Annotated in this window: 21 protein-coding genes and 3 tRNA genes; 13 read left to right on the forward strand and 11 right to left on the reverse strand. The window is 73.1% G+C overall.

Features of this window, described 5'->3' with window-relative positions; genetic code table 11:
* Positions 1–289: 289 nt before the first annotated feature.
* Positions 290–1,627 carry a carboxyl transferase domain-containing protein gene (locus tag ACFVS6_RS19200; protein WP_389705174.1) on the forward strand — a complete coding sequence of 446 codons (1,338 nt, stop codon included), beginning with the start codon at positions 290–292 and terminating at the stop codon, positions 1,625–1,627.
* A gap of 19 nt (positions 1,628–1,646) precedes the next feature.
* Here the strand turns inward: ACFVS6_RS19200 and ACFVS6_RS19205 are convergent, their stop codons facing one another.
* Positions 1,647–2,714, reverse strand: a complete 1,068-nt coding sequence (locus ACFVS6_RS19205; RefSeq protein ID WP_389705176.1) for an esterase-like activity of phytase family protein — start codon at positions 2,712–2,714, stop codon at positions 1,647–1,649.
* A 140-nt stretch (positions 2,715–2,854) separates the two neighbouring features.
* Entirely contained in the window at positions 2,855–3,667 is an 813-nt protein-coding gene (locus tag ACFVS6_RS19210; protein WP_389705178.1) for a helix-turn-helix domain-containing protein, read from the reverse strand.
* Between the two features lie 48 nt (positions 3,668–3,715).
* Between ACFVS6_RS19210 and ACFVS6_RS19215 the strand changes: the two genes are divergently transcribed.
* Entirely contained in the window at positions 3,716–4,078 is a 363-nt protein-coding gene (locus ACFVS6_RS19215; protein ID WP_389705180.1) for a cupin domain-containing protein, read from the forward strand.
* 17 nt (positions 4,079–4,095) lie between these two features.
* On the opposite strand, the gene ACFVS6_RS19220 is transcribed toward ACFVS6_RS19215, so the two are convergent.
* Positions 4,096–5,349 (reverse strand): MFS transporter, encoded by a 1,254-nt coding sequence (locus ACFVS6_RS19220; RefSeq protein WP_389705182.1) that lies wholly within the window; start codon positions 5,347–5,349, stop codon positions 4,096–4,098.
* Positions 5,350–5,564: 215 nt separating this feature from the next.
* Here ACFVS6_RS19220 and ACFVS6_RS19225 point away from each other — a divergent pair, with 215 nt between their 5' ends.
* Positions 5,565–6,743: a glutamate--cysteine ligase gene (locus ACFVS6_RS19225; RefSeq protein WP_389705184.1), complete on the forward strand. Its 1,179-nt coding sequence runs from the start codon at positions 5,565–5,567 to the stop codon at positions 6,741–6,743.
* Positions 6,744–6,893: 150 nt separating this feature from the next.
* Here the strand turns inward: ACFVS6_RS19225 and ACFVS6_RS19230 are convergent.
* The 3 genes from ACFVS6_RS19230 to ACFVS6_RS19240 all read right to left on the reverse strand — a co-directional run bounded on the left by ACFVS6_RS19230 (position 6,894) and on the right by ACFVS6_RS19240 (position 7,299).
* Positions 6,894–6,967 (reverse strand) — tRNA-Ile (locus tag ACFVS6_RS19230).
* Between the two features lie 181 nt (positions 6,968–7,148).
* Positions 7,149–7,221, reverse strand: a tRNA-Asn gene (locus ACFVS6_RS19235).
* A 5-nt stretch (positions 7,222–7,226) separates the two neighbouring features.
* A tRNA-Asn gene (locus tag ACFVS6_RS19240) sits at positions 7,227–7,299 on the reverse strand.
* A gap of 146 nt (positions 7,300–7,445) precedes the next feature.
* Between ACFVS6_RS19240 and ACFVS6_RS19245 the strand changes: the two genes are divergently transcribed.
* The 4 genes from ACFVS6_RS19245 to ACFVS6_RS19260 all read left to right on the forward strand — a co-directional run bounded on the left by ACFVS6_RS19245 (position 7,446) and on the right by ACFVS6_RS19260 (position 13,040).
* Positions 7,446–7,754: a YtxH domain-containing protein gene (locus tag ACFVS6_RS19245; RefSeq protein WP_389705186.1), complete on the forward strand. Its 309-nt coding sequence runs from the start codon at positions 7,446–7,448 to the stop codon at positions 7,752–7,754.
* 66 nt (positions 7,755–7,820) lie between these two features.
* Entirely contained in the window at positions 7,821–9,266 is a 1,446-nt protein-coding gene (locus ACFVS6_RS19250) for an FGGY family carbohydrate kinase (RefSeq protein WP_389705188.1), read from the forward strand.
* A gap of 121 nt (positions 9,267–9,387) precedes the next feature.
* On the forward strand, positions 9,388–11,121 hold the full coding sequence (locus tag ACFVS6_RS19255) for an ABC transporter ATP-binding protein (RefSeq protein ID WP_389705191.1): 1,734 nt from the start codon (positions 9,388–9,390) through the stop codon (positions 11,119–11,121).
* On the forward strand, positions 11,118–13,040 hold the full coding sequence (locus ACFVS6_RS19260) for an ABC transporter ATP-binding protein (RefSeq protein WP_389705193.1): 1,923 nt from the start codon (positions 11,118–11,120) through the stop codon (positions 13,038–13,040). The genes ACFVS6_RS19255 and ACFVS6_RS19260 overlap by 4 nt, the downstream gene beginning before the upstream one ends.
* 52 nt (positions 13,041–13,092) lie before the next feature.
* On the opposite strand, the gene ACFVS6_RS19265 is transcribed toward ACFVS6_RS19260, so the two are convergent.
* Positions 13,093–14,214 carry an RNA polymerase sigma factor gene (locus ACFVS6_RS19265; RefSeq protein WP_389705374.1) on the reverse strand — a complete coding sequence of 374 codons (1,122 nt, stop codon included), beginning with the start codon at positions 14,212–14,214 and terminating at the stop codon, positions 13,093–13,095.
* A 174-nt stretch (positions 14,215–14,388) separates the two neighbouring features.
* Between ACFVS6_RS19265 and ACFVS6_RS19270 the strand changes: the two genes are divergently transcribed.
* The gene (locus tag ACFVS6_RS19270; RefSeq protein WP_389705195.1) at positions 14,389–14,988 is read left to right on the forward strand and encodes a hypothetical protein; all 600 of its coding nucleotides are present in this window, start codon (positions 14,389–14,391) and stop codon (positions 14,986–14,988) included.
* Positions 14,985–15,968, forward strand: coding sequence for a nucleotidyl transferase AbiEii/AbiGii toxin family protein (locus ACFVS6_RS19275; RefSeq protein ID WP_389705197.1), 984 nt, complete (start codon positions 14,985–14,987; stop codon positions 15,966–15,968). Before ACFVS6_RS19270 ends, ACFVS6_RS19275 begins: the two co-directional genes overlap by 4 nt.
* Here ACFVS6_RS19275 and ACFVS6_RS19280 read toward each other — a convergent pair.
* The 3 genes from ACFVS6_RS19280 to ACFVS6_RS19290 all read right to left on the reverse strand — a co-directional run bounded on the left by ACFVS6_RS19280 (position 15,965) and on the right by ACFVS6_RS19290 (position 19,718).
* Entirely contained in the window at positions 15,965–18,064 is a 2,100-nt protein-coding gene (locus tag ACFVS6_RS19280; RefSeq protein WP_389705199.1) for a molybdopterin oxidoreductase family protein, read from the reverse strand. The two genes, ACFVS6_RS19275 and ACFVS6_RS19280, sit on opposite strands and share 4 nt — an antisense overlap.
* 111 nt (positions 18,065–18,175) lie before the next feature.
* A complete protein-coding gene (locus ACFVS6_RS19285; protein WP_389705201.1) occupies positions 18,176–18,946 on the reverse strand; it encodes a glucose 1-dehydrogenase in 771 nt (256 codons plus the stop codon).
* 61 nt (positions 18,947–19,007) lie between these two features.
* Positions 19,008–19,718, reverse strand: coding sequence for a vancomycin high temperature exclusion protein (locus tag ACFVS6_RS19290; protein ID WP_389705203.1), 711 nt, complete (start codon positions 19,716–19,718; stop codon positions 19,008–19,010).
* A gap of 404 nt (positions 19,719–20,122) precedes the next feature.
* Between ACFVS6_RS19290 and ACFVS6_RS19295 the strand changes: the two genes are divergently transcribed.
* The 4 genes from ACFVS6_RS19295 (at position 20,123) to dnaG (ending at position 25,523) form a co-directional block, all read left to right on the forward strand.
* On the forward strand, positions 20,123–20,842 hold the full coding sequence (locus ACFVS6_RS19295) for a sirohydrochlorin chelatase (RefSeq protein WP_389705205.1): 720 nt from the start codon (positions 20,123–20,125) through the stop codon (positions 20,840–20,842).
* A gap of 57 nt (positions 20,843–20,899) precedes the next feature.
* A complete protein-coding gene (locus tag ACFVS6_RS19300) occupies positions 20,900–22,216 on the forward strand; it encodes a deoxyguanosinetriphosphate triphosphohydrolase (RefSeq protein WP_389705206.1) in 1,317 nt (438 codons plus the stop codon).
* 93 nt (positions 22,217–22,309) lie between these two features.
* Complete coding sequence (locus ACFVS6_RS19305) at positions 22,310–23,584, forward strand: NAD(P)/FAD-dependent oxidoreductase (RefSeq protein ID WP_389705208.1); 1,275 nt, start codon at positions 22,310–22,312, stop codon at positions 23,582–23,584.
* A gap of 34 nt (positions 23,585–23,618) precedes the next feature.
* A complete protein-coding gene (gene dnaG, locus ACFVS6_RS19310; protein ID WP_389705210.1) occupies positions 23,619–25,523 on the forward strand; it encodes a DNA primase in 1,905 nt (634 codons plus the stop codon).
* Positions 25,524–25,531: 8 nt separating this feature from the next.
* On the opposite strand, the gene ACFVS6_RS19315 is transcribed toward dnaG, so the two are convergent.
* Positions 25,532–25,984: a gamma-glutamylcyclotransferase family protein gene (locus tag ACFVS6_RS19315; RefSeq protein ID WP_389705212.1), complete on the reverse strand. Its 453-nt coding sequence runs from the start codon at positions 25,982–25,984 to the stop codon at positions 25,532–25,534.
* Positions 25,985–26,052 lie beyond the last annotated feature (68 nt).

Genomic DNA, 26,052 nt, shown 5'->3' on the forward strand with positions numbered 1-26,052 from the left:
ATGATTTATGGCGCCCTGTCCGGGGCTGCGTTGGCGGAGTGGTACCGCGCGCCAACAAATCACGTTTGAGTCCCGGCCGACACCCCACCCCGTCCCCGACCCCGCCCCATCCAGCCCCGCCGACCCCTCCAGCCTCGCCGGCGTTTGAGGCGCGGGGTCCGGGGCGGAGCCCCGGGGGCCTGCACCGTGAACCCCGCTCCACAACCCGGCCCATCAAGCCCCGCCGGCGATTGAGGCGCGGGGCCCGGGGGCCTGGGGGGCTCCGTGGGGGCGGGCCTAGGGTGTGGGGGTGACGACCCGCCTCTCGGCCCGCGCCGCCATCGCCGCCCTCGTGGATCCCGACAGCTTCGCCGAACTGCCCTCCCCGCCGGGGGAGTCACCGACCGACGGCCCCCTCGGCTGGGCCGGCTACGACGACTCCCGGGCCCGGGCCACGGCCCGTACCGGCGAGCAGGAGTCCGTAGTGACCGGCACCGCCCGCATCGGTGGCCGCGAAGTCGGCCTGATCTCGTTCGAGTTCGGATTCCTCGGCGGGTCCCTCGGGCACCGCACCGGGGACCGGCTCGAAGCCGCGTACGGGCACGCTCGGGAGCGCGGCCTGCCGCTGGTGTCGCTGATCGCCACCGGCGGGTCCCGGATGCAGGAGGGGATGCTCGCGCTGACCCAGCTCCAGCGGGTCGCCGCGCAGTGCGTACGGACCCGGGCGGCCGGCCTGCCGCAGATCGCGGTGCTGCGCGATCCGACGACCGGCGGCGGGTGGGCCACCCTCGGCGCCGGCGCGGACGTGGTGCTCGCGCTCCCGGGGGCGCAGGTCGGCTTCGCCGGGTCAAGGGTTCGGCCCGCCGACGCCGATCCGGCGGCCTACACCGCCGAGGGACAGTACGCCGCCGGGCACGTCGATGCCGTGGTGCCGCCGGCGGAGCTGCCCACGGTGCTGGCGAACTGGCTGCGCGTGCTGACCGCGCCCCGGCCGGCCGGGGCGGTGGAGCCCCCGACCGCGTTGGCCGCCGTGTCGCCGCCCGCGACCGGCTGGGACGCCGTCCTCCTGGCCCGGCATCCGGCCCGCCCCCGCGCCGAGGCGTACCTGGAGGCGTACTTCGACCTGTGGCTGCCGCTCTCCGGGGACCGCGCCGGCGGCGTCGACCCGGGGATACTGTGCGGGTTCGGGCTGCGGGACGGGCGGGCCGTGGCGTACGCCGCCCAGTGCGGCACCGCCACCCGCCCGGCGGGCTACCGTACGGCCGCCCGCCTGGTGCGGCTCGCGGACCGGCTCGGGATCCCGGTGCTGACCCTGGTGGACACCCCCGGCGCGGCCAACGACGCCGCGGCGGAGCACGCGGGGGCCGGCGCGGCCATCGCCGACACCTTCGCGGCGCTCGCCGCGGCGACGGTCCCGGTGACGACCCTGCTGATCGGTGAGGGCGGTTCGGGCGGCGCGCTGGCGCTGGCCGCGCCCGGGAACACGTGGGTGACCCCGGACAGTTACTTCTCGGTGATCGCCCCGGAGCTGGCGGCGGCCATCCTCAAGCGCCCCGCCGACCGGGCCCCGGAGACGGCGGAGCAGCTGCGCATCCGTCCCCAGGACCTGGTGGCGCTCGGCGTGGCCCGGGGTGTCGTCGGGCCGTAGGGACCGGGCCGGGGACGGCCTACCGGTGACGCCGCGCCGGCAGGCGGACGTCCAGCGTGTAGAGCCGGGTGATCTGCTGCGGGAACTCGTTGTCGTCACTGGCCAGCAGCAGTCGGGTGCGGCCGCGGCTGTCGTCGTCGAGGACGACCATGCCCTCGACGTTGTCGACCAGCGGGTGGTTCTGCGGCAGCTTCGACGGGGCCCCGAGCGTCGGGCAGTCGTTCAGGTCGCCGATCGGCGTCTTGCGGGCGACCCGCAGGCCGGGGCCGGCGGTGAGGGTGTCGACCTTCGTGGTGTCGCTCGCGCCGAGCGGGTCGGCGACGTACAGCCGCACGGTGATGGCGAACTGTTGGGTGAAGCCGCGTTCCAGCACGATCAGCCGCCCGTCGCGGGTCGGCGCGAGCTCGACCAGGCCGTGGCCGGCGTCGACGGGGTAGGCGTACTGGCGCCCGAGCACGAACTGTCCGTCCCGGCCGCGCTCCCAGGTCTGGACGCGTTGCAGGGTGCGGCCCTGCGCGTCCTTGCCGTCGCCGGCGAGGGGGCCCTCGACCCCGGCGACCAGGGTGCGGCCGCCCGGCAGCAGGGTGAGCGATTCGAAGGTCTGGTTCACGGTGGCCCGGCCCTGGGGCGCGAGCCGGAACGCGGGCGGGACGGGCAGGGTGGCGAGGACCTGGCCGGTGCGGCTGTGGCGGCGGATGGCGGGGGCGTTCTCGTCGGTGACGAGGTAGGTGCCGTCACGGTCGACGACCACTCCCTCGGAGTCGAGCGCCTTCCCGGCGCCGTCCGTGAGGGGCAGCCGGGCGGTGGCCGTGGCCGTCGGGGTGTCGCCGCGGGCGACCTTGAGGCGGTAGAGCGCCGACTTGTCGGAGATCGCGGCGACCGAGCCGTCGCGGTCGAGGGAGAGGCCGGAGATGCCGCCGACCAGCCGCCCGTCGAGGAGGCTCTTGTCGAGCGAGTCGGAGAATCCCCCGACCGACAGGTGGGGCGAGCAGGCGCGGCCCCCGGGGGCCGCGACGGCCTGCGGGGCGAGTGCTCCGGCGAGTGCGGCGGTGGTCACCGCGGTGGTGACGAGCGTGCGAAGGCGCATGAAGGCCTTCCTCCTGGTTCGACTGGTCCTGCTGGATCGTCCGCGTCGGCGCGGGCGATGACTGCCGAACTGTCATATGTCGAACAGAAATAAAACGGAAGGGGTGGCAACGGCATCGCAACGAACCCGCCAACTCCCCTTCACATTCGGCCGGAACGGGCGAATCCGGCCGGTCCGATCCCCACGTGGCGCCCGAAGTGGCGGGTCAGGTGCGCCTGGTCGTGGAATCCGGCCGCCGTGGCCGCCTCCGCCGCCGGCGTCCCCGCCAGCAGCAGCTCCCGCGCCCGGGCCACCCGTCGTCCGATCAGGTAGGCGTGCGGCGGCAACCCGTAGGCACGCCGGAAGGCCCGCACGAGGTGGGTCGGGTGTACGCCGCCCAGCACGGCCGCGGCCTGCGCGAGCGTGACGCCCTCGACCAGCCGGGCGTCCAGCAGTTCCCGCAGCCGTACGGCGACCCCCGCGCCCGGGGCCTCGTACGGCGCGGGCCGCCGCCCCGCAAGCCACCGGCGCAGCCGCTCCCCCACGAAGGCCAACCGCGTCTCGGCCTCCAACGGGTCGGGGTCGGCCAGGGCCCGGTGCAGCCCGTCCAGGCGTGCCCCCAGTGCGGGGTCGCGCAGCAGCGGGGCGTCCACGGCGGCCCCGGTCAACCGTTCCGGCAGGACGGAGGTGTCGAGGTACAGGACCCGTTTGCGGAAGCCCGTCTCGGTGACGGTCCGGCCGTCGTGGGCCACGCCGGGCGGCAGCAGGATCACCGGGTCGCGGACCCCGGCGCCGTGCCGCTCGCGGTCGAGGGCGAAGTCCACCCGGCCGCCGTCGAGGAGCATCAGGGTCCAGGTGTCGTGGACGTGCGCCGGGTAGGCGTGCGCGGTGAACCGGGCGTGGAAGACCTCGGCGATGCCGGCGACCGGCGGCCGCCAGGCGGAGACGGTACTGCGCGGGGGTGCGGCGGCCATGTCAGGAACGTACAAGACCGGCCCCGCCCACCGGGGCAGCCTGTCCACATGACGACACAGAAGGTCAACATCGCCGAGAAACTGGCCGGTTTCACCGAGCAGTGGGCTCCGCGCCGGATCGCCCGCGTCAACGACTACGAGGTCAAGGCGGCCCGTCTCCAGGGCGAGTTCGTCCGGCACAGCCACGAGGACACCGACGAGATGTTCCTCGTGGTGAGCGGCACCCTCAGGATCCGGCTCCGGGACGGCGAGGTCGTCCTGCACCCGGGCGAGCTGTACGTGGTCCCGCGCGGGGTCGAGCACCAGCCGGTGGCGGACGAGGAGGTGACGGTCCTGCTCTTCGAGCCCACCGGCACCCGCAACACCGGGGACCGGGGCGGGGAACGCACCCGCGAGCCGGTGGACGCGTAGGTCGCGGGAGCCGGGCCTCAGGCCTGCGGCGAGCGGGCGTCGTAGCGGGCGAAGTTCCGCCAGCGGGCGGCGAGCAGGCCCACGACGAGGACGCAGCCGAGCCCGCCGCCGGTAATGGCGACGGCCGGTGAGGTGAGCTCGGCGGCGGTCCCGGCGAGGAAGTCCCCGAGCCGGGGACCGCCGGCGACGACGACGATGAAGACGCCCTGGAGCCGGCCGCGCATGCCGTCCGGGGTGGCGGCCTGGAGCATGGTGGAGCGGAACACCATCGAGACGGTGTCGGCGCAGCCGGCCACGGCCAGGAAGAACAGGCCGGCCCACAGGTTCCGGGTCAGCCCGAAGACGGCCACGGCCAGCCCCCACGCCGCGACGGAGATCAGGATCGCCAGCCCGTGGCTGCGGATCCGGCCCTGCCAGCCGGAGAACAGTCCGCCCAGCAGCGCCCCCACGGCGGGCGCGGCCACGAGCAGGCCGACCGTCCTGGCGTCACCGCCGTACCAGAGCACGGCGATGGCCGGGAACAGCGCGCGGGGCTGGGCCAGCACCATCGCGGCCAGGTCGGAGAAGAAGGTCATCCGGATGTTGGGCCGGGTGCCGAGGAACCGCAGCCCGTCCATGACCGAGGCCCGCCCCTGCCTGCCCTCGGGCAGCATCGACGGGAGTCGCCACATCGCGTAGAGGGCGGCGCCGAAGGTAACCGCGTCGATCACGTACGCCGCCTGGTAGCCCCACCAGCCGACGATCACACCGCCCAGGACGGGCCCGGCCATCATCCCGGTGGTCATGGTGACGGAGTTCAGCGCGTTGGCGGCGGGCAGCTGCTCCTTGGGCAGCAGCCTCGGGATCATGGCCGACCGGGCGGGCCCGTTGAGCGCCCCGCAGACGGCCTGGAGGGCGACGACCGCGTAGAGCAGCCAGACCCGGTGGTAGTCGAGCAGCGCCGCTCCGGCCAGGGCGAGGGACAGTCCGGTGAGGCCGAGGGAGCTGTAGAGGCCGAGTTTGCGCCGGTCCACGGTGTCGGCGATGGCGCCGCCGTACAGACCGAAGGCGACGAGCGGGACCAGCGAGAAGAGTCCGACCAGCCCGACGGAGAAGCTGGATCCGGTGATCTCGTAGACCTGGAGCGAGATGGCGAGCGCGGTCATCGCCTGGCCCAGCCAGGAAATGGTGCTCCCGACCCACAGCCGCCGGTAGTCGGCGGAGGCGCGCAGGGGCGTCAGGTCGGCGAATATCCGTCGGCGGGGCTGCGGAGGAGAGGCGGTACCGGTCACAGCGGATGATAACCACCCGCCTCCGGGGGGCTCCGGGGCCGCCGGCCGTTGTTCACACATCCGCAACGCCTTCCCCACCCGGATCCGGCGCCCCAGGCCTGGCCGAAGCCTGCCGCTAACCCGCCACTATCACCGGACATTTGACCGAATCGCCGTACCCTCCTCGACTCCCGCTCGGCTCATGATGAAAAGACTCGTATGTCCAGGGAGGCGTAGTGATCGAACCTGGCAACAGCACCACGAGCACCAGTGACACCGGCCCCACGGGCCACGGCCTGCGCACCGCGAGAGGCCGCACCTCCCCCCTCACCGTCGGGGTCGAGGAGGAGTTCCTCCTCGTCGACGCCCGCACCCTGCGGGTGGTCCCCGCCGCTCAGCACGTCCTCGCCACCGCGGCCGGACTCCCCCACGAACTGCACGCCGAGGGGACCCGGTACCAGGTGGAGATCTCCACCCCGGTCGCCGATTCCGCGGTCACCCTGCGCGAGGAGCTCGCCGCCCTGCGGCGCACCCTCGCCCGGGCCGCCCGCGCGCACGGCTGCCGGCTGCTCGCGGCGCCCTCGCCGGTCGTGGCCCTGGAGGGGCCGCTGCACCTGACCGACGACGAGCCGCGCCAACGCGAGCAGCACCGCCGCTTCGGCGCCCTGACCGACACCCTGGTCAGCTGCGGACGCCACGTCCACATCGGCACCCTCGACGTGGACACGGCCGTGGCGGTGTCGAACCGGGTCAGACCTTGGCTGCCCACGCTGATCGCGCTGGCGGCCAACTCCCCCTTCTGGGGCGGCCGCGACACCGGCCACTCCAGTTGGCGGGCCATGGCCTGGTCGGGCTGGCCCTCCGCCGGTCCGCCCCCGCACTTCACGTCCACGGCCCACTTCCGGCGCTCGGTGCAGACCCTGCTCGGCTCCGGGGCGGCCCTGGACACCAAGATGGTCTATTGGGACCTCCGCCCCTCCGGGAACTGGCCCACGCTCGAAATCCGGGCGCCCGACATGTCCCCGGACATCGACACGGCCGTCCTCCAGGCCGAGCTGGCCCGCGCCCTGGTGGCCACCGCCCTGCGCGACATCACGGAGCGGGTGCCGGAGCCGGCCCTGCGGGACGACGTCCTACGGCTCGCGCGCTGGCGGGCCGCGCACGACGGCCTGGAGGGCTTCGGGCTGGACCCGTACACGGGGGTCGAACTCCCGGCCGCCGATCTGGCGGAGGCGTTGCTCGACCTGGTCGCCCCGGAGCTGGCCGCCGCCGGTGACCTCGACCACGCGGCCAAGACCCTGGGCGGACTGCTGCGCGACGGCTCGGGCGCCGCCCGCCAGCGTGCCGCCTTCGCCCGCCGCCAGAACCTCGACGACGTACTGCGCCACCTGGTGGAGGAGACCGAGAACTTCTAGTCCCCGTCATCGCCCGCCCCGCCCCCGGTGCGGCCCCGGCCGCCCCCGGCGCCCGCGGCCGCACCGGACCGGGCGCCGGAACACGGCCCGGAACACGCGAAAGGCGGCCCCGAAGGACCGCCTTATCGTTTCTGCACACCTGCTCCGCAGTGGGGCGGGTGGGACTCGAACCCACGGCCGACGGATTATGAGTCCGCTGCTCTAACCGGCTGAGCTACCGCCCCTTTACGGCGTGGCGCGTACATGTGTGCGCGCCGTCTGCCGCAGCATAGCCGCTCATACGATCTCCTGCCTCGGATGCCTCGCATGATCGGCTTCGCTGTTCAGAGAGACCGCGTTGAGTGCTGCCCGGTTCCAGGGTCCGGGCAAAAAAAAGAGGACCCACCCGGGTCCCCTTCTTCTTTGCTCCCCCGACTGGACTCGAACCAGTAACCTGCCGATTAACAGTCGGCTGCTCTGCCAATTGAGCTACAGGGGACCGCGCTCCCCCGACTGGACTCGAACCAGTAACCTGCCGATTAACAGTCGGCTGCTCTGCCAATTGAGCTACAGGGGATTGCTGCGGGTGCATCGAACGGCCCACCTCCGGCCTTGCCGGGGGGCGAGCGCTCGTTGCGAGTCATAGATTAGCGCAAGCAGGGGGGTGCTCCGCCAATCGGTATCGCCAGCGGGCCGGGCACCACACGACGAAGGGTGGCAGGCATGCGGTACAAGGTCACGTTCGTGGTCGGACTGGCCCTCGGATACGTCCTCGGAACACGGGCGGGACGCGAGCGCTACGAGCAGCTGAAGAAGTCCGCGCGCCAGGTCGCGCAGAACCCAGTGGTGCGCAACGCCGCCGAAACGGCCGGTCAGAGCGGGCGCCAGGTCGCCGGCAAGGCCTTCGCCGCGGTGAGCCAGAAGGTCGGCGACGCCGTACCGGACTCGCTGACCGAGCGCGTGCGGACCCTGCGGGGCCGCGTCGGGAGCGGCGCGGGCACCGAGGACGAGTGGGGCACGAGCAACACCTGAGCCCCGGGTGCGGGTGGGACGGAGTCCGCGCGGGAGCCCGGCGCGGCGTGCGGCAGAATTCTCCGCATGGGGATAGTCGCCGGACTGGACAGCAGTTCCACCTTCACTCGCATCGTCGTCTGCGACGCGGACACGGGCGCCGTGCTGCGCCAGGGCTACGCGCCCCATCCGCAGTCCGCCGGTGAGACGGTCCCCCACGAAACCGATCCGCAGGCGTGGCTGCTGTCCCTCGGCGAGGCCGCGGGCGGCGGGCTGCTGGAGGGCGTCGAGGCGATCGGCGTCTCGGCGCAGCAGCAGGGCGTCCTGCCGCTGGACTCGCAGGGCGCACTCGTACGTCCCGCGCTCGTCGGCAACGACAAGCGCGGGCAGGTCGCCGCGGCGGATCTGGTCGAGGCGCTCGGCGGGCGGCAGGCATGGGTCCAGGCCGTGGGTTCGGTGCCGCACGCGGCTCAGCCGATAGCGAAGTTGGCCTGGCTGGCGCGGACGGAGCCGGAGGCGGCCCGCCGGGTTGCGGTGCTGATGTCCCCGCACGACTGGCTCGTCTGGCAGTTGCTCGGCCGGCCGGCCCGTCGCACCACCGACCGGGCCGGGGCCTCCGGTACCGGCTACTGGTCGGCGGCGACCGGCTCGTACCGTCCGGACCTGGTCGAGCTGGCGCTGGGCCGGCAGGCGCTGCTGCCCGAGGTGCTCGGCCCGGCCGAGGCCGCCGGGATGACGCCCGAGGGCCTGCTGATCTCCGCCGGGACCGGCGAGACGATGGCCGCCGCCCTCGGGCTGGGTCTGGGTCCGGGTGACGCGGTGGTCTCGCTGGGCGCCTCCGGCTCGGTGATGGCCGTCCACCACGAGGCCCTCGCGGAACCGGGCGGTCTGATCACCTCCCTCGCCGACGCGGGCGGCATGCACCTGCCCGTGGTGAACACCTCCAACGCGGTGCGGGCCCTGCGGGGCACCGCCGACATGCTCGGCACCGACCTGGAAGGACTCAGCGCGCTCGCGCTGAAGTCGACTCCCGGTGCACACGGGCTCGTGCTCCTGCCGTACCTGGAGGGCGAGCGGACGCCGAACCTGCCGCACACCGCGGGCACCCTGAGCGGGCTGCGCCGGGACTCGATGAAGCCCGAGCACCTGGCGCGGGCGGCCTTCGAGGGCATGCTGTGCGGGCTGGTGGACGCCCTCGACGTGCTGCGGCACCGGGGCGTCGGGATCCGGCGGGTGTTCCTGCTGGGCGCGGCGGCCGACCTGCCGGCCGTCCAGCTCGCGGCGCCCGGCCTGTTCGGGACGCAGGTGGTGGTCCCGGCCCCGGCCGACTACGCGGCGCTGGGCGCGGCCCGGCAGGCGGCGTGGGCGCTCGGGGTGCACCGGGGCACGCTGGCCCCGCACACCCCCCCGATCTGGCCGGCCGCCGCGGCGCAGGTCTTCGAGCCCGGTGAGGACTACCCGACCTGGCAGGCGGTCCGCCAGCAGTACATCGCCACCCGGGAGCAGTTGCACCCGGGCGCGTTCCAGTTCTAGGTCCGGGGACGCGGGCGCCCTCCTCCTTTTGACCGGGCTTTACGAAATCCGGTGGGGATCGGGGTGCCGGTTGGCACAAGATGGAGGGAACCCCCTCGATCTTGCCGACCGGAGCCTGCGCGTGCTCATACGACTTCTGCGGACCCATCTGGGTCCGTACCGGAAACCGATCGCCGCCCTGGTGCTGCTGCAACTGCTGCAGACCAGTGCGAGCCTCTACCTGCCGACGCTCAACGCCGACATCATCGACAACGGTGTCGTCAACGGTGACACCGGCTACATCCTGCGCTTCGGCGCCCTGATGCTCGGCGTCTCGCTCGTCCAGCTGGTCTGCAACATCGGGGCCGTCTACTACGGCGCCCGCACGGCGGCCGCGCTGGGGCGCGACATCCGGGCCGCCGTCTTCGACCGGGTGCAGAGCTTCTCCGCCCGGGAACTGGGACAGTTCGGCGCCCCGTCGCTGATCACCCGTACGACGAACGACGTCCAGCAGGTCCAGATGCTGGCCCTGATGACGTTCACGCTGATGGTCTCGGCGCCGATCATGTGCGTCGGCGGCATCGCGATGGCGCTGTCCCTGGACGTGAAGCTGTCCGGCGTGCTGCTCGCCGTGGTGCCGGTCCTCGGCCTGTCGGTCGGTGCGATCGTCTTCCGGACGCGCCCGCTGTTCCGGCAGATGCAGGACCGGCTCGACACCGTGAACCGGGTCCTGCGCGAGCAGATCACCGGCAACAGGGTGATCCGCGCCTTCGTCCGCGACCCGTACGAGAAGGAGCGCTTCCGCGAGGCCAACTCCGATCTGACCGGGGTGTCGCTGGCCGCGGGCAAGCTGCTCGCGCTGATGTTCCCGGTCGTGATCCTGGTCGTGAACGTGTCCAGCGTGGCCGTGATCTGGTTCGGCGCGATGCGCGTCGACAGCGGCGGCATGGAGATCGGTCAGCTGACGGCCTTCCTCGCCTACCTGATGCAGATCGTCATGTCCGTGATGATGGCCACCTTCATGTTCATGATGGTGCCGCGCGCGGAGATCTGCGCGGAGCGCATCCAGGAGGTCCTGGACACCGAATCGAGCGTGGTGCCGCCCACCGATCCGGTGCGCGAGCTGGCACTGCGCGGGCGGCTGGAGCTGCGCGGCGCCGACTTCCGCTATCCGGGGGCCGAGGCGTCGGTGCTGCGCGGGGTGGACCTGGTGGCCCGTCCCGGCGAGACCACCGCGGTGATCGGCTCGACGGGCAGCGGGAAGTCGACGCTGCTGGGCCTGGTCCCGCGACTGTTCGACGCGACCGGCGGCGAGGTCCTCGTCGACGGGGAGGACGTGCGCCGCATCGATCCGGCGCTGCTGGCCCGGACGGTCGGCATGGTTCCGCAGAAGCCGTACCTGTTCTCCGGGACGATCGCCTCCAACCTGCGCTACGGGCGCCCCGGGGCGAGCGACGAGGAGTTGTGGCAGGCCCTGGAGGTCGCCCAGGCCAAGGAGTTCGTCTCCGAGCTGGAGGGCGGGCTCGACGCGCCCATCTCCCAGGGCGGTACGAACGTCTCCGGCGGGCAGCGCCAGCGCCTGGCCATCGCCCGGACCCTGGTGCAGCGGCCGGAGATCTACCTCTTCGACGACTCCTTCTCGGCGTTGGACTACGCGACGGACGCGGCGCTGCGCGCGGCGCTGTCCCGGGAGACCGAGAACGCGACGGTGGTCATCGTCGCGCAGCGGGTCTCCACGATCCGCGACGCCGACCGGATCATCGTCCTGGACGAGGGCGCGGTCGTGGGTGAGGGACGGCACCACGAGCTGATGGCCGACAACGAGACCTACCGGGAGATCGTGCTCTCCCAGCTGACGGAGGCGGAGGCCGCATGAGCGGGCCCGGAGGACGGATGATGATGGGCCCGGCCGAGCGGTCCATGGACTTCAAGGGGTCGGGCAAGCGGCTGCTGGGGCAGCTGGCGCAGGACCGGGCGAAGCTGTGGGGCATGGTCGCGGCGGTGGTCGGCAGCGTGGGCTGCGCGGTCGTCGGCCCGAAGATCCTCGGCAACGCGACGGACCTGGTCTTCGCGGGGATCGTCGGCCGGGAGTTCCCGGCCGGCGTCACCAAGGAGCAGGCGCTGGAGCGGATGCGCGCCAACGGTGACGGCGGGATGGCCGACATGCTGTCGGGCACCGCGTTCACGCCGGGCAAGGGCATCGACTTCGGCGCGGTCGGGGTGGTGTCGCTGTGGGCGCTGCTGGTGTTCACGCTGGCCGGTCTGCTGATGCTCGTCGCGACGCGGTTGTCGAACCACGTGATGAACGGCGCCGTCTACCGGATGCGCGAGGAGTTGCAGGCGAAGCTGTCGCGGCTGCCGTTGTCGTACTTCGACCGGCAGAAGCGCGGCGAGGTGCTGAGCCGGGCGACGAACGACATAGACAACATCGGGCAGACGCTCCAGCAGACGATGGGGCAGCTGCTGAACTCGCTGCTGACGATCGTCGGCGTGCTGGTGATGATGTTCTGGATCTCGCCGCTGCTGGCGCTGGTCGCGCTGGTGACCGTTCCGCTGTCGGTGGTCGTCGCGGCGAGGATCGGCAAGAAGTCGCAGCCGCAGTTCGTGGCGCAGTGGAAGACCACGGGCGCGCTGAACGCGCACATCGAGGAGATGTACTCCGGCCACACGCTGGTGAAGGTGTTCGGGCGGCAGGAGGAGTCGGCGGCCGTCTTCGCCGAGCAGAACGAGGAGCTGTACCGGGCCTCGTTCAAGGCGCAGCTGGTCAGCGGCATCATGCAGCCGGTGATGTTCTTCCTGTCGAACATCAACTACGTGCTGATCGCGGTCGTCGGTGGTCTTCGGGTGGCTTCGGGCACCCTGTCGATCGGTGACGTGCAGGCCTTCATCCAGTACTCGCGCCAGTTCTCGATGCCGCTGACGCAGGTGGCGTCGATGGCGAACCTGGTGCAGTCGGGCGTCGCCTCGGCGGAGCGGGTGTACGAGTTGCTGGACGCGGAGGAGGAAGAGCCGGACGTGGAGGTTCCGGAGCGTCCGGAGGTCCTGCGCGGCCAGGTCACCCTCGACAAGGTGGCCTTCCGGTACGAGCCGGGCAAGCCGCTCATCGAGAACCTCTCGCTGACGGTGGAGCCGGGTCACACGGTCGCGATCGTCGGCCCGACGGGCGCCGGCAAGACCACGCTCGTGAACCTGCTGATGCGCTTCTACGAGGTGACCGGCGGGGAGATAGCCCTGGACGGCGTGGACATCGCGAAGATGACCCGCGAGGAGCTGCGCGGCGGCATCGGCATGGTCCTCCAGGACACCTGGCTGTTCGGCGGGACCATCGCGGAGAACATCGCCTACGGCGCCTCCCGCGAGGTCACGCGGGAGGAGGTCCAGGAGGCGGCGCGGGCGGCGCACGCGGACCGGTTCATCCGTACCCTGCCGGACGGCTACGACACGGTGCTGGACGACGAGGGCGCCGGGGTCAGCGCGGGCGAGAAGCAGTTGATCACGATCGCCCGGGCGTTCCTGTCGGATCCGGTGATCCTGGTCCTCGACGAGGCGACGAGCTCGGTGGACACCCGTACCGAGGTGCTGATCCAGAAGGCGATGGCGCGCCTGGCGCACGGCCGTACGTCCTTCGTGATCGCGCACCGGCTGTCCACGATCCGGGACGCCGATGTGATCCTCGTCATGGAGAGCGGTTCGATCGTGGAGCAGGGCACGCACGAGGAGCTGTTGGCAGCGGGCGGCGCGTACGCGCGGTTGTACGCGGCGCAGTTCGCGCAGGCGGTGGCCGAGGTCGACTGACCCGCGGGGTCGAGCGGGGTGGGGGCGTCCTTCGGGGCGCCCCCTGCCCGTTTCAGTCGAGGTAGCCGCGGAGCTGGTCGGCGAAGGCGTGGTCGCGCAGCTTGCCGAGGGTCTTGGACTCGATCTGGCGGATCCGTTCGCGCGTCACGCCGAAGATCCGGCCGATCTCCTCCAGGGTGCGGGGCCGGCCGTCCGCGAGTCCGTAGCGGAGCTGGACGACCTTGCGTTCGCGTTCGCCGAGGGTCGACAGGACGGCTTCGAGGTGTTCGCGGAGCAGGAAGAACGCGGCGGACTCCACGGGCGAGGCGGCGTCGCCGTCCTCGATCAGGTCGCCGAGGGCGACGTCGTCCTCCTCGCCGACGGGGGCGTGCAGGGAGACCGGTTCCTGGGCGAGCCGGAGCACCTCCATGACCCGCTCGGGGGTCAGTTCGAGGTGGACGGCGACCTCCTCGGCGGTGGGCTCGTAGCCGCGCTCCTGGAGCATGCGGCGCTGGACCCGGATGACGCGGTTGATGAGTTCGACGACGTGGACGGGGACGCGTATGGTCCGGGCCTGGTCGGCGAGGGCCCGGGACATCGCCTGGCGGATCCACCAGGTGGCGTACGTGGAGAACTTGTAGCCGCGGGCGTAGTCGAACTTCTCGACGGCGCGGATCAGTCCGAGGTTCCCCTCCTGGACCAGGTCGAGCATGGTGAGGCCGCGGCCGACGTACCGTTTCGCGACGGAGACGACGAGCCTCAGGTTCGATTCGATGAGGCGGCGTTTGGCCATCCGGCCCATGACGACGAGTTTGTCGAGGTCGTGGGCCAGCCGGGAGTCGAGGTCCGGGGTGCTGCCCAGTTTCTCCTCCGCGAAGAGACCCGCTTCCACCCGCCGCGCGAGGTCCACCTCTTCGGCGGCGGTGAGCAGCGGGATCCTGCCTATCTCGCGCAGGTACTGCCGGAAGAGGTCCGCGGACGGCCCCGCTCCGGCCGCGTTGTCCCTGCTGCGCGTACGTGGCGCGGGCTCCCGGTCGACCGGTTCCAGGGCCTCGGGTTCGTCGTCCACGGCTTCGGCCTCGGGGTCGGGCTCTTCGGCGACGGCGGCGACGGCTTCGGTGTCGTCTGCCGGGTCCGCGTCGGCGGCGGGGGCGGCGGGGTGGCTCACGTTCGCGGTCAGGGTCCGGGACTGCACGGGGGCGACCTCCAGGGCTCCGAGGACGGTGGCACCGCACCTCAGTGTGGGGTACGACACATCACCGCCACGAGGGGCGTGCGAGCATTTTCTGAGTCCGGTGCGTGACCGGATGGTTACCCCCCGGTGGGAACCCCGATGCGGATCGGACGCATGTCCGAGATGATCGATGTCATGTCTTCGCACGGAACCTACGAAACCCACGTGACGGTCCGCTGCCCGGACGCGGTGGAGCTGGAGCGGCTCGAATCCTGGGCCGCGGCGCGGGAGTTGAAGGTCACGCACATCCTGTTGGCCCGGGGTCGGATGCTCTCCCAACCGATGTTGACGCTGCCGGACCGGACGAGCCACGAGCGGCTGGTGCCGCAGTTGCGGGCGGCGGGTTTCGACCCGGTCAGGGTCAAGGTCGAGACGGTCCCGTGGACCACGGACAGCCCGGGTCCGGGCGGCGGCTACTACGAGCACCACCTGAAGCTGCGGCTGCCGGCGGACTACGACCGGGCGGCCCTGGAGACGCTGGTCATGGAGCACCGGGCCCACCTGTCGTGGAACGCCCGCCGCACCCTGCCGGGTCCCGACGGTCTGCACGAACGTTTCATCACGCAGCGCTGCCGGGGCACCGCCTCCGGGGCCACGGCCGCCTGCGACACGTTGATCTCCGTCCTGGTGGAATGCGGGTACGAGATCCTCTCGGAGGAGAGGGAGTTCGTGCTGTACGACAGCGACCTGTCGGTGGACGAGGGCTGGATCGGGACCGGGGAGGTGCCGCGATGAGCTCGTGGCGGGAGTTCGGGACGCGGAGCACGCACCTGCCGCGGGAGCCGCTGGACGAGGGGACGCGGGTGGCGGGGGACCTGCCGCGCACGCTCCGGCCGGTGGCCGGGGACGACGTGCGCCAACGGGCCCTCTTCGATCCGTCGCTGCGGCACAACTTCCGGGCGTACCGGGCCGGGGACCCGGTGTTCGACGACCCGGACCGGACGGTCGCCTGGGTGGCGGCGCGGCGGGCGGCGATGGACGCCGTACTGCTGTCGATCTCGGAGTCGCCGTGGGTGGACTCGCTCGTGCTGCGCGGCAGCGTGCTGCCGGCGGACCGGTTCGGGGAGGCGGCGCGGGAGCCGGGCGACCTGGACTTCGTGGTGGTCCCGCACACGTGGCCGATGGAATCGGCGCGTACCGGGCGGATGTTGGAGGGGATCGCGGCGGCGGCCGACGGTCGGGCCGGGATCCGGGCCCCGGGCGCGGTCTGCGAGGACATCTGGACGTACGACCGGGTGCCCGGACGGCGGATGGTGCTGCCGTGGTCCGTGCCGGGGCTGCCGGCCGGGCAGGTCCAGCTGGACTTCGTGTTCAACGAGCGGCTCGCGCGGCCGCCGGAGCCGGTCGAACTGGCCTGCGGGGCCCTGGTCCTGGCGGCGACGCCCGCGCTGTCCCTGGCGTGGAAGGTGTTGTGGCTGATCAGCGACCGGCACCCGCAGGGCAAGGACCTGTACGACGCGGTGCTGCTCGCGGAGCACCACCGGCTGCCGAACTCCCTTTTGCAGGAGGTCTTCCGGGAGGCGGGCGAGTGGCCCCACCCGAACGCGGAGGTGGGCCCGGAGCACATCGAGTTCCTCGTTCCGAACGGGTACGTCGGCGCCGAGTGGGAGCACTTCGAGGCGGAGTACCCGCACCTGGCCGGACCGGGCGAGGAGGCGTTCGTCGCGCGCCTGGCGGCGGCCCTGCGTCCGACCTTCTCCGGCGAGGCCCCTTAGGGCGTGTCGCCGGCCGCCTCCAGCCGGACCGCGCAGGTCTTGAACTCGGGCATTCGGGAGACGGGGTCGAGGGCCGGGTTGGTGAGGGTGTTGGCGCGGCCCTCGCCCGGCCAGTGGAACGGCATGAACACCGTGTCGGCGCGGATCGTGTCGGTGATGCGGGCCGGGGCCACCACCCGGCCGCGGCGGGAGACGACCGCCAGCGGGGCGCCGTCGTCGATGCCGAGGCGGGCCGCGAGGCGCGGGTGGAGTTCCACGAAGGGCCCGGGGGCGGCCTCGTTGAGTTCGGGCACCCGGCGGGTCTGGGCGCCGGACTGGTACTGGGCCACGACCCGGCCGGTGGTGAGCAGCAGCGGGTAGTCCGCGTCGGGCATCTCGGCGGCGTCCCGGTGGACGACGGGGACGAACCGGGCCCGGCCGTCGTCGGTGGCGAACCGGTCCAGGAAGAGGCGGGGCGCGCCCGGCGAGCCGGCCGGGCAGGGCCAGAAGACGCCCTGTTCGGCTTCGATGCGGGCGTAGGTGATGCCCGAGTAGTCGGCCGGGCCGCCCTCGGAGGCGCGCCGCAGTTCCTCGAAGACCTCCTCGGGGTCGGTGGGGAAGCCCTTCTCCACGCCGAGGCGGGCCGCGAGGCCGTGGAGGACGTCGAGGTCGCCGCGGACGCCGGGCGGCGGGGTGAGGGCGCGTCGGCGCAGCAGTACCCGGCCTTCGAGGTTGGTGGTGGTGCCGGTCTCCTCGGCCCACTGGGTGACGGGCAGGACCACGTCGGCGAGGGCGGCCGTCTCGGACAGGACGACGTCGGCGACGGCGAGGAAGTCCAGGGAGCGGATGCGGTCCTCGACGTGGCCGGCGCGGGGCGCGGAGACCACCGGGTTGGATCCCATGAGGAGCAGGGCGCGGACGTCGGTGCCGAGGGCGTCGAGGAGTTCGTAGGCGCTGCGGCCGGGGCCGGGCAGGGTGTCGGGGTCGACGCCCCAGACCCCGGCGACGTGGGCGCGGGCGGCGGGGTCGGTGAGTTTGCGGTAGCCGGGGAGCTGGTCGGCCTTCTGGCCGTGTTCGCGGCCGCCCTGGCCGTTGCCCTGGCCGGTGAGGCAGCCGTAGCCGGAGAGGGGGCGGCCGGCCCGGCCGGTGGCGAGGCACAGGTTGATCCACGCGCCGACGGTGTCGGTCCCCTTGGACTGCTGTTCCGGGCCGCGGGCGGTGAGGACCATGGCGGTGGAGGGGGCGCAGAACAGGTCCGCGGCCTCGCGGAGTCGGGGCACGGGGACGCCGGTGATCCGTTCGACGAGTTCGGGCCAGTGGGCCATCGCACCGGCCCGGGCCTCCTCCCAGCCGGTGGTGCGGGCGGCGATGAACTCCTCGTCCGTGCGGCCCTCGGCCACGATCAGGTGCAGCAGGCCGAGGGCCAGGGCGAGGTCCGTGCCGGGGCGGGGCGCCAGGTGCAGGTCGGCCAGTTCCGCGGTGCGGGTGCGGCGCGGGTCGACGACGATCAGGGTGCCGCCGTTCGCCTTCAGCTCGGTGAGGAAGCGCAGGGCGGGGGGCATGGTCTCGGCCGGGTTGGAGCCGACGAGGATCACGCAGCCGGTGCGGGGCACGTCCTCCAGCGGGAAGGGCAGTCCGCGGTCGAGGCCGAAGGCCCGCTGGTGCGCGGCTGCCGCCGAGGACATGCAGAAGCGGCCGTTGTAGTCGATCTGCGAGGTCCGCAGGGCGACCCGGGCGAACTTGCCGAGCGCGTAGGCCTTCTCGTTGGTGAGCCCGCCCCCGCCGAAGATCCCGACGGCGTCGTTGCCGTGGCTGCGGCGGGTGCGGGCCAGGCCCTCGGCGACCTTGTCGAGGGCCTCCTCCCAGCCGGCCGGCACGAGCCGGCCCGCGTCGTCGCGGACGAGCGGTTCGGTGAGGCGCACCCGGGAGGACAGCACGGCGGGGGCGGTGCGGCCCTTGCCGCACAGCGCGCCCCGGTTCACGGGGAACTCGGCCCGCTCCTCCACGGTCACGCCGTCGCCGCCGGGCGCGGGGCGCAGGTTCATCCCGCACTGCAGGGCGCAGTACGGGCAGTGCGTGGCGATCGGGGCGCCGGGAGCGGCTTGCGGCGTGTGCATGCGCCCCAGCGTGCGTCGGCGGTGTTACACCGGCCGCCGCTCCCGGTTACGCCTCCCGGACGGCCCCCTCACCACCGGCCGGGGGCCGGGGTGAGGGGACGGCCGGTCCGGTCACCCGCCGGTCAGGTACTTCACGGTCAGGCCCGCGGTCCAGCCGCCGTCCACGGCCAGTTCGGCGCCGGTCACGTAGCCTGCGGCGTCCGACAGGAGGAAGGCGACGGCGGCGGCTATCTCCTCGGGGAGGCCGACCCGGCCGAGCGGGGCGCCGGGGTAGTTGCCCTCGCCCGCCGCGATGCCGATCGGGGCGGTCATCGGGGTCAGCGTCATCCCCGGGTGGACCGAGTTGACGCGGATCCGGGCCTCGGCGAGCTCGACGGCGCCGATCTTCGACAGGCCGCGCACGCCCCACTTGGAGGCCCCGTATCCGGCGGTGAGGGCGAGTCCGGTCAGGCCGGCCGCGGAGGAGATGTTGACGATGGAGCCGCCGCCGTTGTCGCGCAGGAGCGGGATCGCGGTCCTGATGCCGATGAACACGCCGACCAGGTTGATGTCGACCACCCGGCGGAAGTCCTCGACACTCTCGTGTTCCAGGAACTGGCCGGTGGAGATGCCGGCGTTGTTCACGAGCCCGTCGACCCGACCGAACTCGGAGACCGCGTACGCGAACGCCGCCTCCCAGTCGGCCTCGCTCGTCACGTCGTGCCGCAGGAAGCGCGCCGCGTCCCCCAGCTCGGCCGCGGTGTCGGCGCCCTCGGCCTCCAGCACGTCGGTGATCAGCACCCGGCCGCCGCCCTCGACGACGGCCCGGGCGGCCGCCGCGCCCAGGCCTCGGGCCCCACCGGTGATGACGACGGCCTTGCCGCCCAGATCCACAACAGCCACGGTTCCACACCCCTGACGTACAGACTGGTATATGACTAATCGGCATACGCCGATCGCGGCGTCAGTCTGCCAGAGCGGCCAGCACCCGCGACACCCCCTCCTCCTTCGGCCCCAGGAACCGCGGCTCCGGCTTGAAGACGGCGTCCAGCGCCGCCTTCCCCGCCGCGAAGACCTCGCGGGTCCCGCCGTAGTACCAGGTGGCGTCGTGCACGTCCTGGACGCCGACCCCGTACGAGTCCACGCCGGCCGCCCGGCACAGCGCGACCGCGCGGCGGATGTGGAACCCCTGGCTGATCAGCACCGCCCGGTCGACGCCGAAGATCTCCCGGGCGCGCACACAGGAGTCCCAGGTGTCGAAGCCGGCGTGGTCGCTGACGATCCGGCCGTCCGGCACCCCGTGGGCGGTGAGGTAGCCGCGCATCGAGTTCGGCTCGTCGTACTCGGTACGGCTGTTGTCGCCCGTCACCAGGACCACCTTCACCTTCCCCGCGCGGTACAGCTCCACGGCCGCGTCGAGCCGGTCCGCGAGGTACGGCGTGGGACGGCCGTCGTGGAGCAGGCCCGCCCCGAACACGACGGCCACCTCCGCCCGCGGCGCGTCGGCCGTGGTCCGCAGCCGATCGGCGGCGACCGCGTGGGTCCACGCCGAGGGCAGCAGCGCGAGGACGCAGGCCGCCATCACCAGCCGTACGAGTCGGCGTCGGGCCCTGACGGTGCGCGGCACCAACTCCCGCGCGGCGCGCGCGATCCGGTGCGGGCGCGGTGTGCGCATGAGGTTCCCCCTGGTCGTGCCGGCCGGTGTGCGGCCGGTGCCGCACCCGCAGGTCAGGACGTGCGCGGGAGGAGGACGGTTTCACCGGCCGCCGGAGCGCCGCGCGCCGGGGCCGCCGTCCGGGGCCGACGACGGCCCGGTCCGAAGGCCCCCGGACCCGGCGGCCGGGCCGCGCGCACGGCGCCGTACACCCGCCGGTGAGCAGCCCGTAAACACCCGTCACCCCGACGCAACGCCCGCGCAACCTCCGACCCCCAGGATCGGTTCATGACGGAGCCGGTGCACCCTCCCGAACCCTTCGCCCTCCCCTTCGGCAGCGCGGCCGAGCTGCTGACCCGGATCACCTCACAACTCGGCACGCAGCTCAGCGGCCTGCGCCCACCACGCGCCCACGGAGCCCCCGCATGCAGCCCACCCTCGTCGCCGTGGCCCACGGCAGCCGTGACCCGCGCGCCCCGCGCACCGTCCTCGCCCTCCTCGAACGGGTCCGCGAGCTGCGCCCCCGCCTCGACGTCCGGCTCGGGCACGTCGAACTGAACCAGCCGCTCCTCGGCGACGCCCTGAGCGGGCTGCCGGCGGGCGGGGAGGCGGTCCTCGTGCCGCTGCTGCTGGGCCGCGGCACCCACGTCAAGCGGGACCTCCCCGCGGCCGCCGCCCGCGCCGGACACCTGCGGGTCCGCGTCGCCGCCCCGCTCGGGCCGCACCCGCTGCTCGTCGAGGCCCTGTACGAGCGGCTCCTGGAGGCCGGCTGGACCCCGGGGACGGCGGTGGTGCTGGCCGCCGCCGGGTCCCGCGACCCGGACTCCGCCGCCGACACCGGGCGCGCCGCCGCCCTGCTGTCGGAGCGGCTCGACGGGGTGCCCGTGGTCCCGGCCTACGCCTCCGCCGCGGCGCCGGGCGTGCCCGACGCCGTCCGCGCGCTGACCTCCCGGGGTCACCACCGGATCGCGGTCGCCTCGTACTTCGCCGCCCCGGGCCGGTTCTCCGCCGCGTGCGCGGCCGCCGCGCCCGGTCCGGCCGCCGCCCCGCTCGGCGACCACCCGGCGCTCGCCCGGCTCGTCCTGCTCCGCTACGAACAGGCCCTCGCCCGGCGGGCCCGGCCCCTCGAACTGGCCACGGCCTGAGGGGCCGCGTCGAGACGGATCTCCCGGTTTGTCGGCCGGTGCGGTTACCGTCGGAGCATGGAAGGCACCGCACACCCCCCCGCCTACGAGTCCTACGACCTCGCCGCCACCGAACGATGGGCCCCCGAGCCCGACAAACAACCGGGCCGCACCGCCTTCCAGCGCGACCGGGCGCGCGTCCTGCACTCCGCCGCGCTGCGCCGCCTCGCCGGGAAGACCCAGGTCGTCACCCCGGGCACCCGCTCCTACGACTGGGACGCGAGCCCCCGTACCCGGCTGACGCACTCTCTGGAGTGCGCTCAGGTCGGACGCGAGCTCGGCGCGGCCCTCGGCTGCGATCCCGACCTGGTGGAGGCGGCCTGCCTGTCCCACGACATGGGCCACCCGCCGTTCGGGCACAACGGCGAGGAGGCTCTCAACGAGTTCGCGAAGGACAGCGGCGGCTTCGAGGGCAACGCCCAGTCGCTGCGCCTGCTGACCCGGCTGGAGCCCAAGCGGTTCGTGCCCGATCCGGCGGGCGGCGGGCTGATGAGCGTCGGCCTCAATCTGACCCGCGCCTGCCTGGACGCCGCCACCAAGTACCCGTGGGCGCGCGGCGACCACCCGACGGACCCGGGTTCGGTGAAGTTCGGCGCCTACGAGGACGACCTGCCGGTCTTCGAGTGGCTCAGGCGCGGCGCACCCGCCGACCGCAAGTGCTTCGAGGCGCAGGTCATGGACTGGGCCGACGACGTCGCGTACTCGGTGCACGACTTCGAGGACGGCCTGCACGCCGGCCACCTCGACCCGAACATGCTCTTCGCGGAACCCGAGCGCACCTCGATCTGGCAGGTCGCGATCGGCCGGTACGTGCCCTCCGACACCGCCCCCGAGGAACTCCGCGAGGCCCTGGACCGGCTGATGGAGCAGGAGTGGTGGCCGCACGGCTACGACGGTTCGGCCGTCGCCCAGGCCCGGCTGAAGGACGCCACCAGCCAGCTGATCGGCCGGTTCTGCCAGGCGGCGGAGGGCGCCACCCGCGAGGCGTACGGGCCCGGCCGGCTCACCCGGTACGCGGCGGAGCTGGTCGTCCCCCGCGAGGCGCGCAACGAGTGCGCCGTCCTCAAGGCCGTCGCCGACCTGTACGTCATGCAGCGCGACGAGCAGGAGCGTCTGCGGGCCGACCAGCGCATCGTCCTGGCCGAACTCGCGGAGGCGCTGAGCGCCCGGGCCCCGGAGGGCTTGGACCCGCAGTTCCGGGCGATCTTCGACGCGGCGCCCGACGACCGGGCGCGGAAACGCGCGGTCATCGACCAGATCGCCTGCCTCACCGACGCGGCCGCCCGCTCCCTGCACGCCCGCCTCACCAGACGCCCGCAACGCGCCGAAGGGTGAGCCGATCGGGCCACTCCCCCTTCACGCGGCAGGCTGGGTGCGGGACGCTCGCATGTGGTCGCATGTGGCGGAGAGGTTATGAGGAGGCATCAGGTGGTCGACGCACACCGGACGTTCGTCATCGTCGGGGCAGGGCTCGCCGGGGCGAAGGCGGCCGAAACACTGAGGTCGGAGGGGTTCACGGGCCGGGTGATCCTGATCGGCGACGAACGCGACCATCCGTACGAACGGCCTCCGCTGTCCAAGGGGTACCTGACGGGCAAGGAGGAGCGCGAGAGCGTCTTCGTCCACGAACCGTCCTGGTACGCGGCGGCCGACATCGAGCTGCACCTGGGGCAGCCGGCGGTCCACCTGGACCGGGAGAACAAGTCCGTGCGCCTCGGTGACGGCGCGCTGCTGCACTACGACAAGCTGCTGCTGGCCACCGGGGCCGAACCGCGGCGCCTGGACATCCCGGGCACCGGGCTGGCCGGGGTGCACCACCTGCGGCGGCTCGCGCACGCCGAGCGGCTGCGCAACGTACTGGCCTCCCTCGGACGGGACAACGGGCACCTGCTGATCGCGGGCGCCGGATGGATCGGTCTGGAGGTCGCGGCGGCGGCCCGCGGCTACGGCGCCGAGGTCACCGTGGTCGAGTCGGAGGCGACCCCCCTGTACACGGTGCTCGGGCCGGAGATCGGCCGGCTGTTCGCCGACCTGCACGCCGCGCACGGGGTCCGGTTCCACTTCGGGGCGCGGCTCACCGAGATCGTCGGTCACGACGGCATGGTGCTTGCGGCCCGCACGGACGACGGCGAGGAACACCCGGCGCACGCGGTGCTCGCCGCGATCGGGGCCGCGCCGCGGACGGCGCTGGCCGAGACGTCCGGGCTGGCCCTGGTGGACCGCGAGCACGGCGGGGGGATCGCCGTGGACGCCTCCCTGCGCACCTCGGACCCGGACGTCTTCGCCGTCGGGGACGTCGCCGCCGCCCACCACCCGGTCCTGGGGGCCCGGCTGCGGGTCGAGCACTGGGCGAACGCCCTCAACGGCGGGCCCGCCGCGGCGCGGGCGATGCTCGGGCAGGAGGTCCGCTACGACCGGGTGCCGTACTTCTTCTCCGACCAGTACGACGTGGGCCTGGAGTACTCGGGGTACGCCCCGGCGGGCGGCTACGACCAGGTGCTGATCCGCGGGGACGTCGGCAAGCGCGAGTTCATCGCGTTCTGGCTGTCGGAGGGCCGCGTGCTCGCCGGAATGAACGTGAACGTGTGGGACGTCACCGAGCACATCCAGGCGCTGATCAGGTCGAAGACGCCCGTGGACCGCGAAAGGCTGGCGGACCCGTCCGTTCCGCTCGCGTCGTTGATCACCGGGGAGGGCGCCTGACGGGATTGTCCCCGGCCGGCCGTAGACTTCACGCGTGGCAGGACGGATCAACGACGACGACGTGAAGGCGGTACGGGACGCGGTCCCGATCGACGCCGTGGTCTCCGAGTACCTGCAGCTCCGCAACGCCGGCGGCGGCAACCTCAAGGGCCTGTGCCCCTTCCACGACGAGAAGTCCCCGTCCTTCCAGGTCAGTCCCAGCAAGGGCTTCTACCACTGCTTCGGCTGCCAGGCGGGCGGGGACACCCTCGACTTCATCATGAAGATCGACCACCTCTCCTTCTCGGAGGCGGTCGAGCGCCTGGCCGGCCAGGCCGGCATCACCCTGCGGTACGAGGAGGGCGGCTACACCGCCGGCACCAGCGGCCGCGGCGAGCGGATCCGGCTGGTCGAGGCGCACAAGGCCGCCGCCCTCTTCTACGCGGAGCAGCTGGACGGCGCCGAGGCGGAGATCGGGCGCCGCTTCCTGGCGGAGCGCGGCTTCGACCAGGCGGCGGCCGAGCACTTCGGCGTGGGCTACAGCCCGGCCGGCTGGGACCACCTGACCCGGTTCCTGAGGGGCAAGGGCTTCACCGACAAGGAACTGGTCACCTCCGGGCTCGCCCAGGACAGCCGCAGCGGCAAGCCCATCGACCGCTTCCGAGGCCGGCTGATGTGGCCGATCCGGGACATCAGCGGCGAGGTGGTCGGCTTCGGCGCGCGCAAGCTCCGCGACGACGACAACGGCCCGAAGTACCTGAACACCCCCGAGACCGCGATCTACAAGAAGTCCCAGGTCCTCTACGGCATCGACCTGGCGAAGAAGGAGATCGCGAAGACCTCCCGGGCGGTGGTCGTCGAGGGCTACACCGATGTGATGGCCTGCCACATGGCCGGCGTCACCACCGCCATCGCCACCTGTGGCACGGCCTTCGGCGGGGACCACATCAAGATCCTGCGCCGGCTGCTGATGGACAACGCGACCGCCGAGGTGATCTTCACCTTCGACGGGGACGCGGCCGGCCAGAAGGCCGCGCTGCGGGCGTTCGAGGACGACCAGAAGTTCGCGGCCGAGACCTCCATCACCATCGCCCCCAACGGGATGGACCCCTGCGACCTGCGCCTCGCGCAGGGCGACGCGGCGGTGTCGGGGCTGGTCGAGTCACGGACCCCGCTGTTCGAGTTCGCGCTGCGGCACATCGTCTCCCGGCACAACCTGGAGAACCCGGCGGGCCGGGCGGCCGCGCTGGACGAGGCCGCTCCGGTCGTCGCCAACATCAAGAACATCGCGATCCAGCACGAGTCGGCCGTCCAGCTGGCGGGCATGCTCGGCATCCGTGACGAACAGTTCGTCGTCAAGCGGGTCGCGCAGCTGGCCCGCTGGGCCCGCGAGCGCGGCAACCAGCCCCAGCAGCAGGGCCGCGGCGGCGGCCGGTCCCCCGAGTCGGCCCCCGCGACCCCGGCCGTGATGCCCGGCGGACCCGCGCTGAACCTGCGCAGCCCCGCCCACCGCACCGAGCGCGAGCTCCTCAAGCTGGCGCTCCAACGCCCGGCCCTGGTCTCCCCCGCCTTCGACGCGTACGGCATCGACGAGTTCACCGCCCCGCCCTACGCGGCGGTCCGCCAGGCCATCCAGGACGCGGGCGGCGCCGCGCAGGAAGCCGACGACTACCTGATCCGGGTCCGCGAGGCGGCGCCCAACGACACCGTCCGCGCCCTGGTGACGGAGCTGGCCGTCGAGGCCATCCACGCCAAGACGGTGGACGAGGTGTACGCCGGGGTCCAACTGGTGCAGGTGCGCCTGCGCGCCGTCGACCGCCGGGTCCACGAGGTCCAGGGCACCATGTCCCGGCTCGGGCCGCAGGCCCCGCCGGAGCAGCACGCGGCGGTCCAGGAAGAGCTGTGGGTGCTCCAGCAGTACGGCCGCCGCCTGCGCAACCGCGGGGCGGAAGGGCTCTAGGGCTGTCGTCAAAGTCCCGTGCCGCGGCGGCCGTGCCAGTCGCCGCCCGGGATCTCCGTACCCGAGTCGGCCAGTCGGCCGGCAAGGGGCGCGGCCGCGAGGTATACCCAGGCGCGGACGCGGACGCCGTCGGGGCGGACCGCGTCACGGGCCACCCGGTCGTAGAGGTTCCCCGGGCGGCCCGGGCCCTCGTACTCCTCCAGCAGGTCCAGCGCGGTCAGCAGTTCCCCGTACGCGTCGGGCAGCGCGGTGATCAGCTCGCCGGCTATGGCGGCGCCGGGTCGGTCCACGGCGTACGGGTAGCCGGGGCCGTCGTAGAGGGCCGCGTCGGGCAGCACGGCCGGTTCCTCGGCGGCGGTGCGGCCGCGCAGGAACAGGTCGTGGTTGACCTCGCCCGGCCGCAGCGTCCCGTACACGAAGAACGGCAGGGCGCCGGATTCTGGCCGATCGACCGATGCCACGGGATCCTCCCTCGACTCAGACTGACTCGACCCACACGGTACGCATCCCTCCCGCGTCCCCCGCCCGG

Source organism: Streptomyces sp. NPDC057939 (genome assembly GCF_042887545.1).
Lineage (GTDB): Bacteria > Actinomycetota > Actinomycetes > Streptomycetales > Streptomycetaceae > Streptomyces.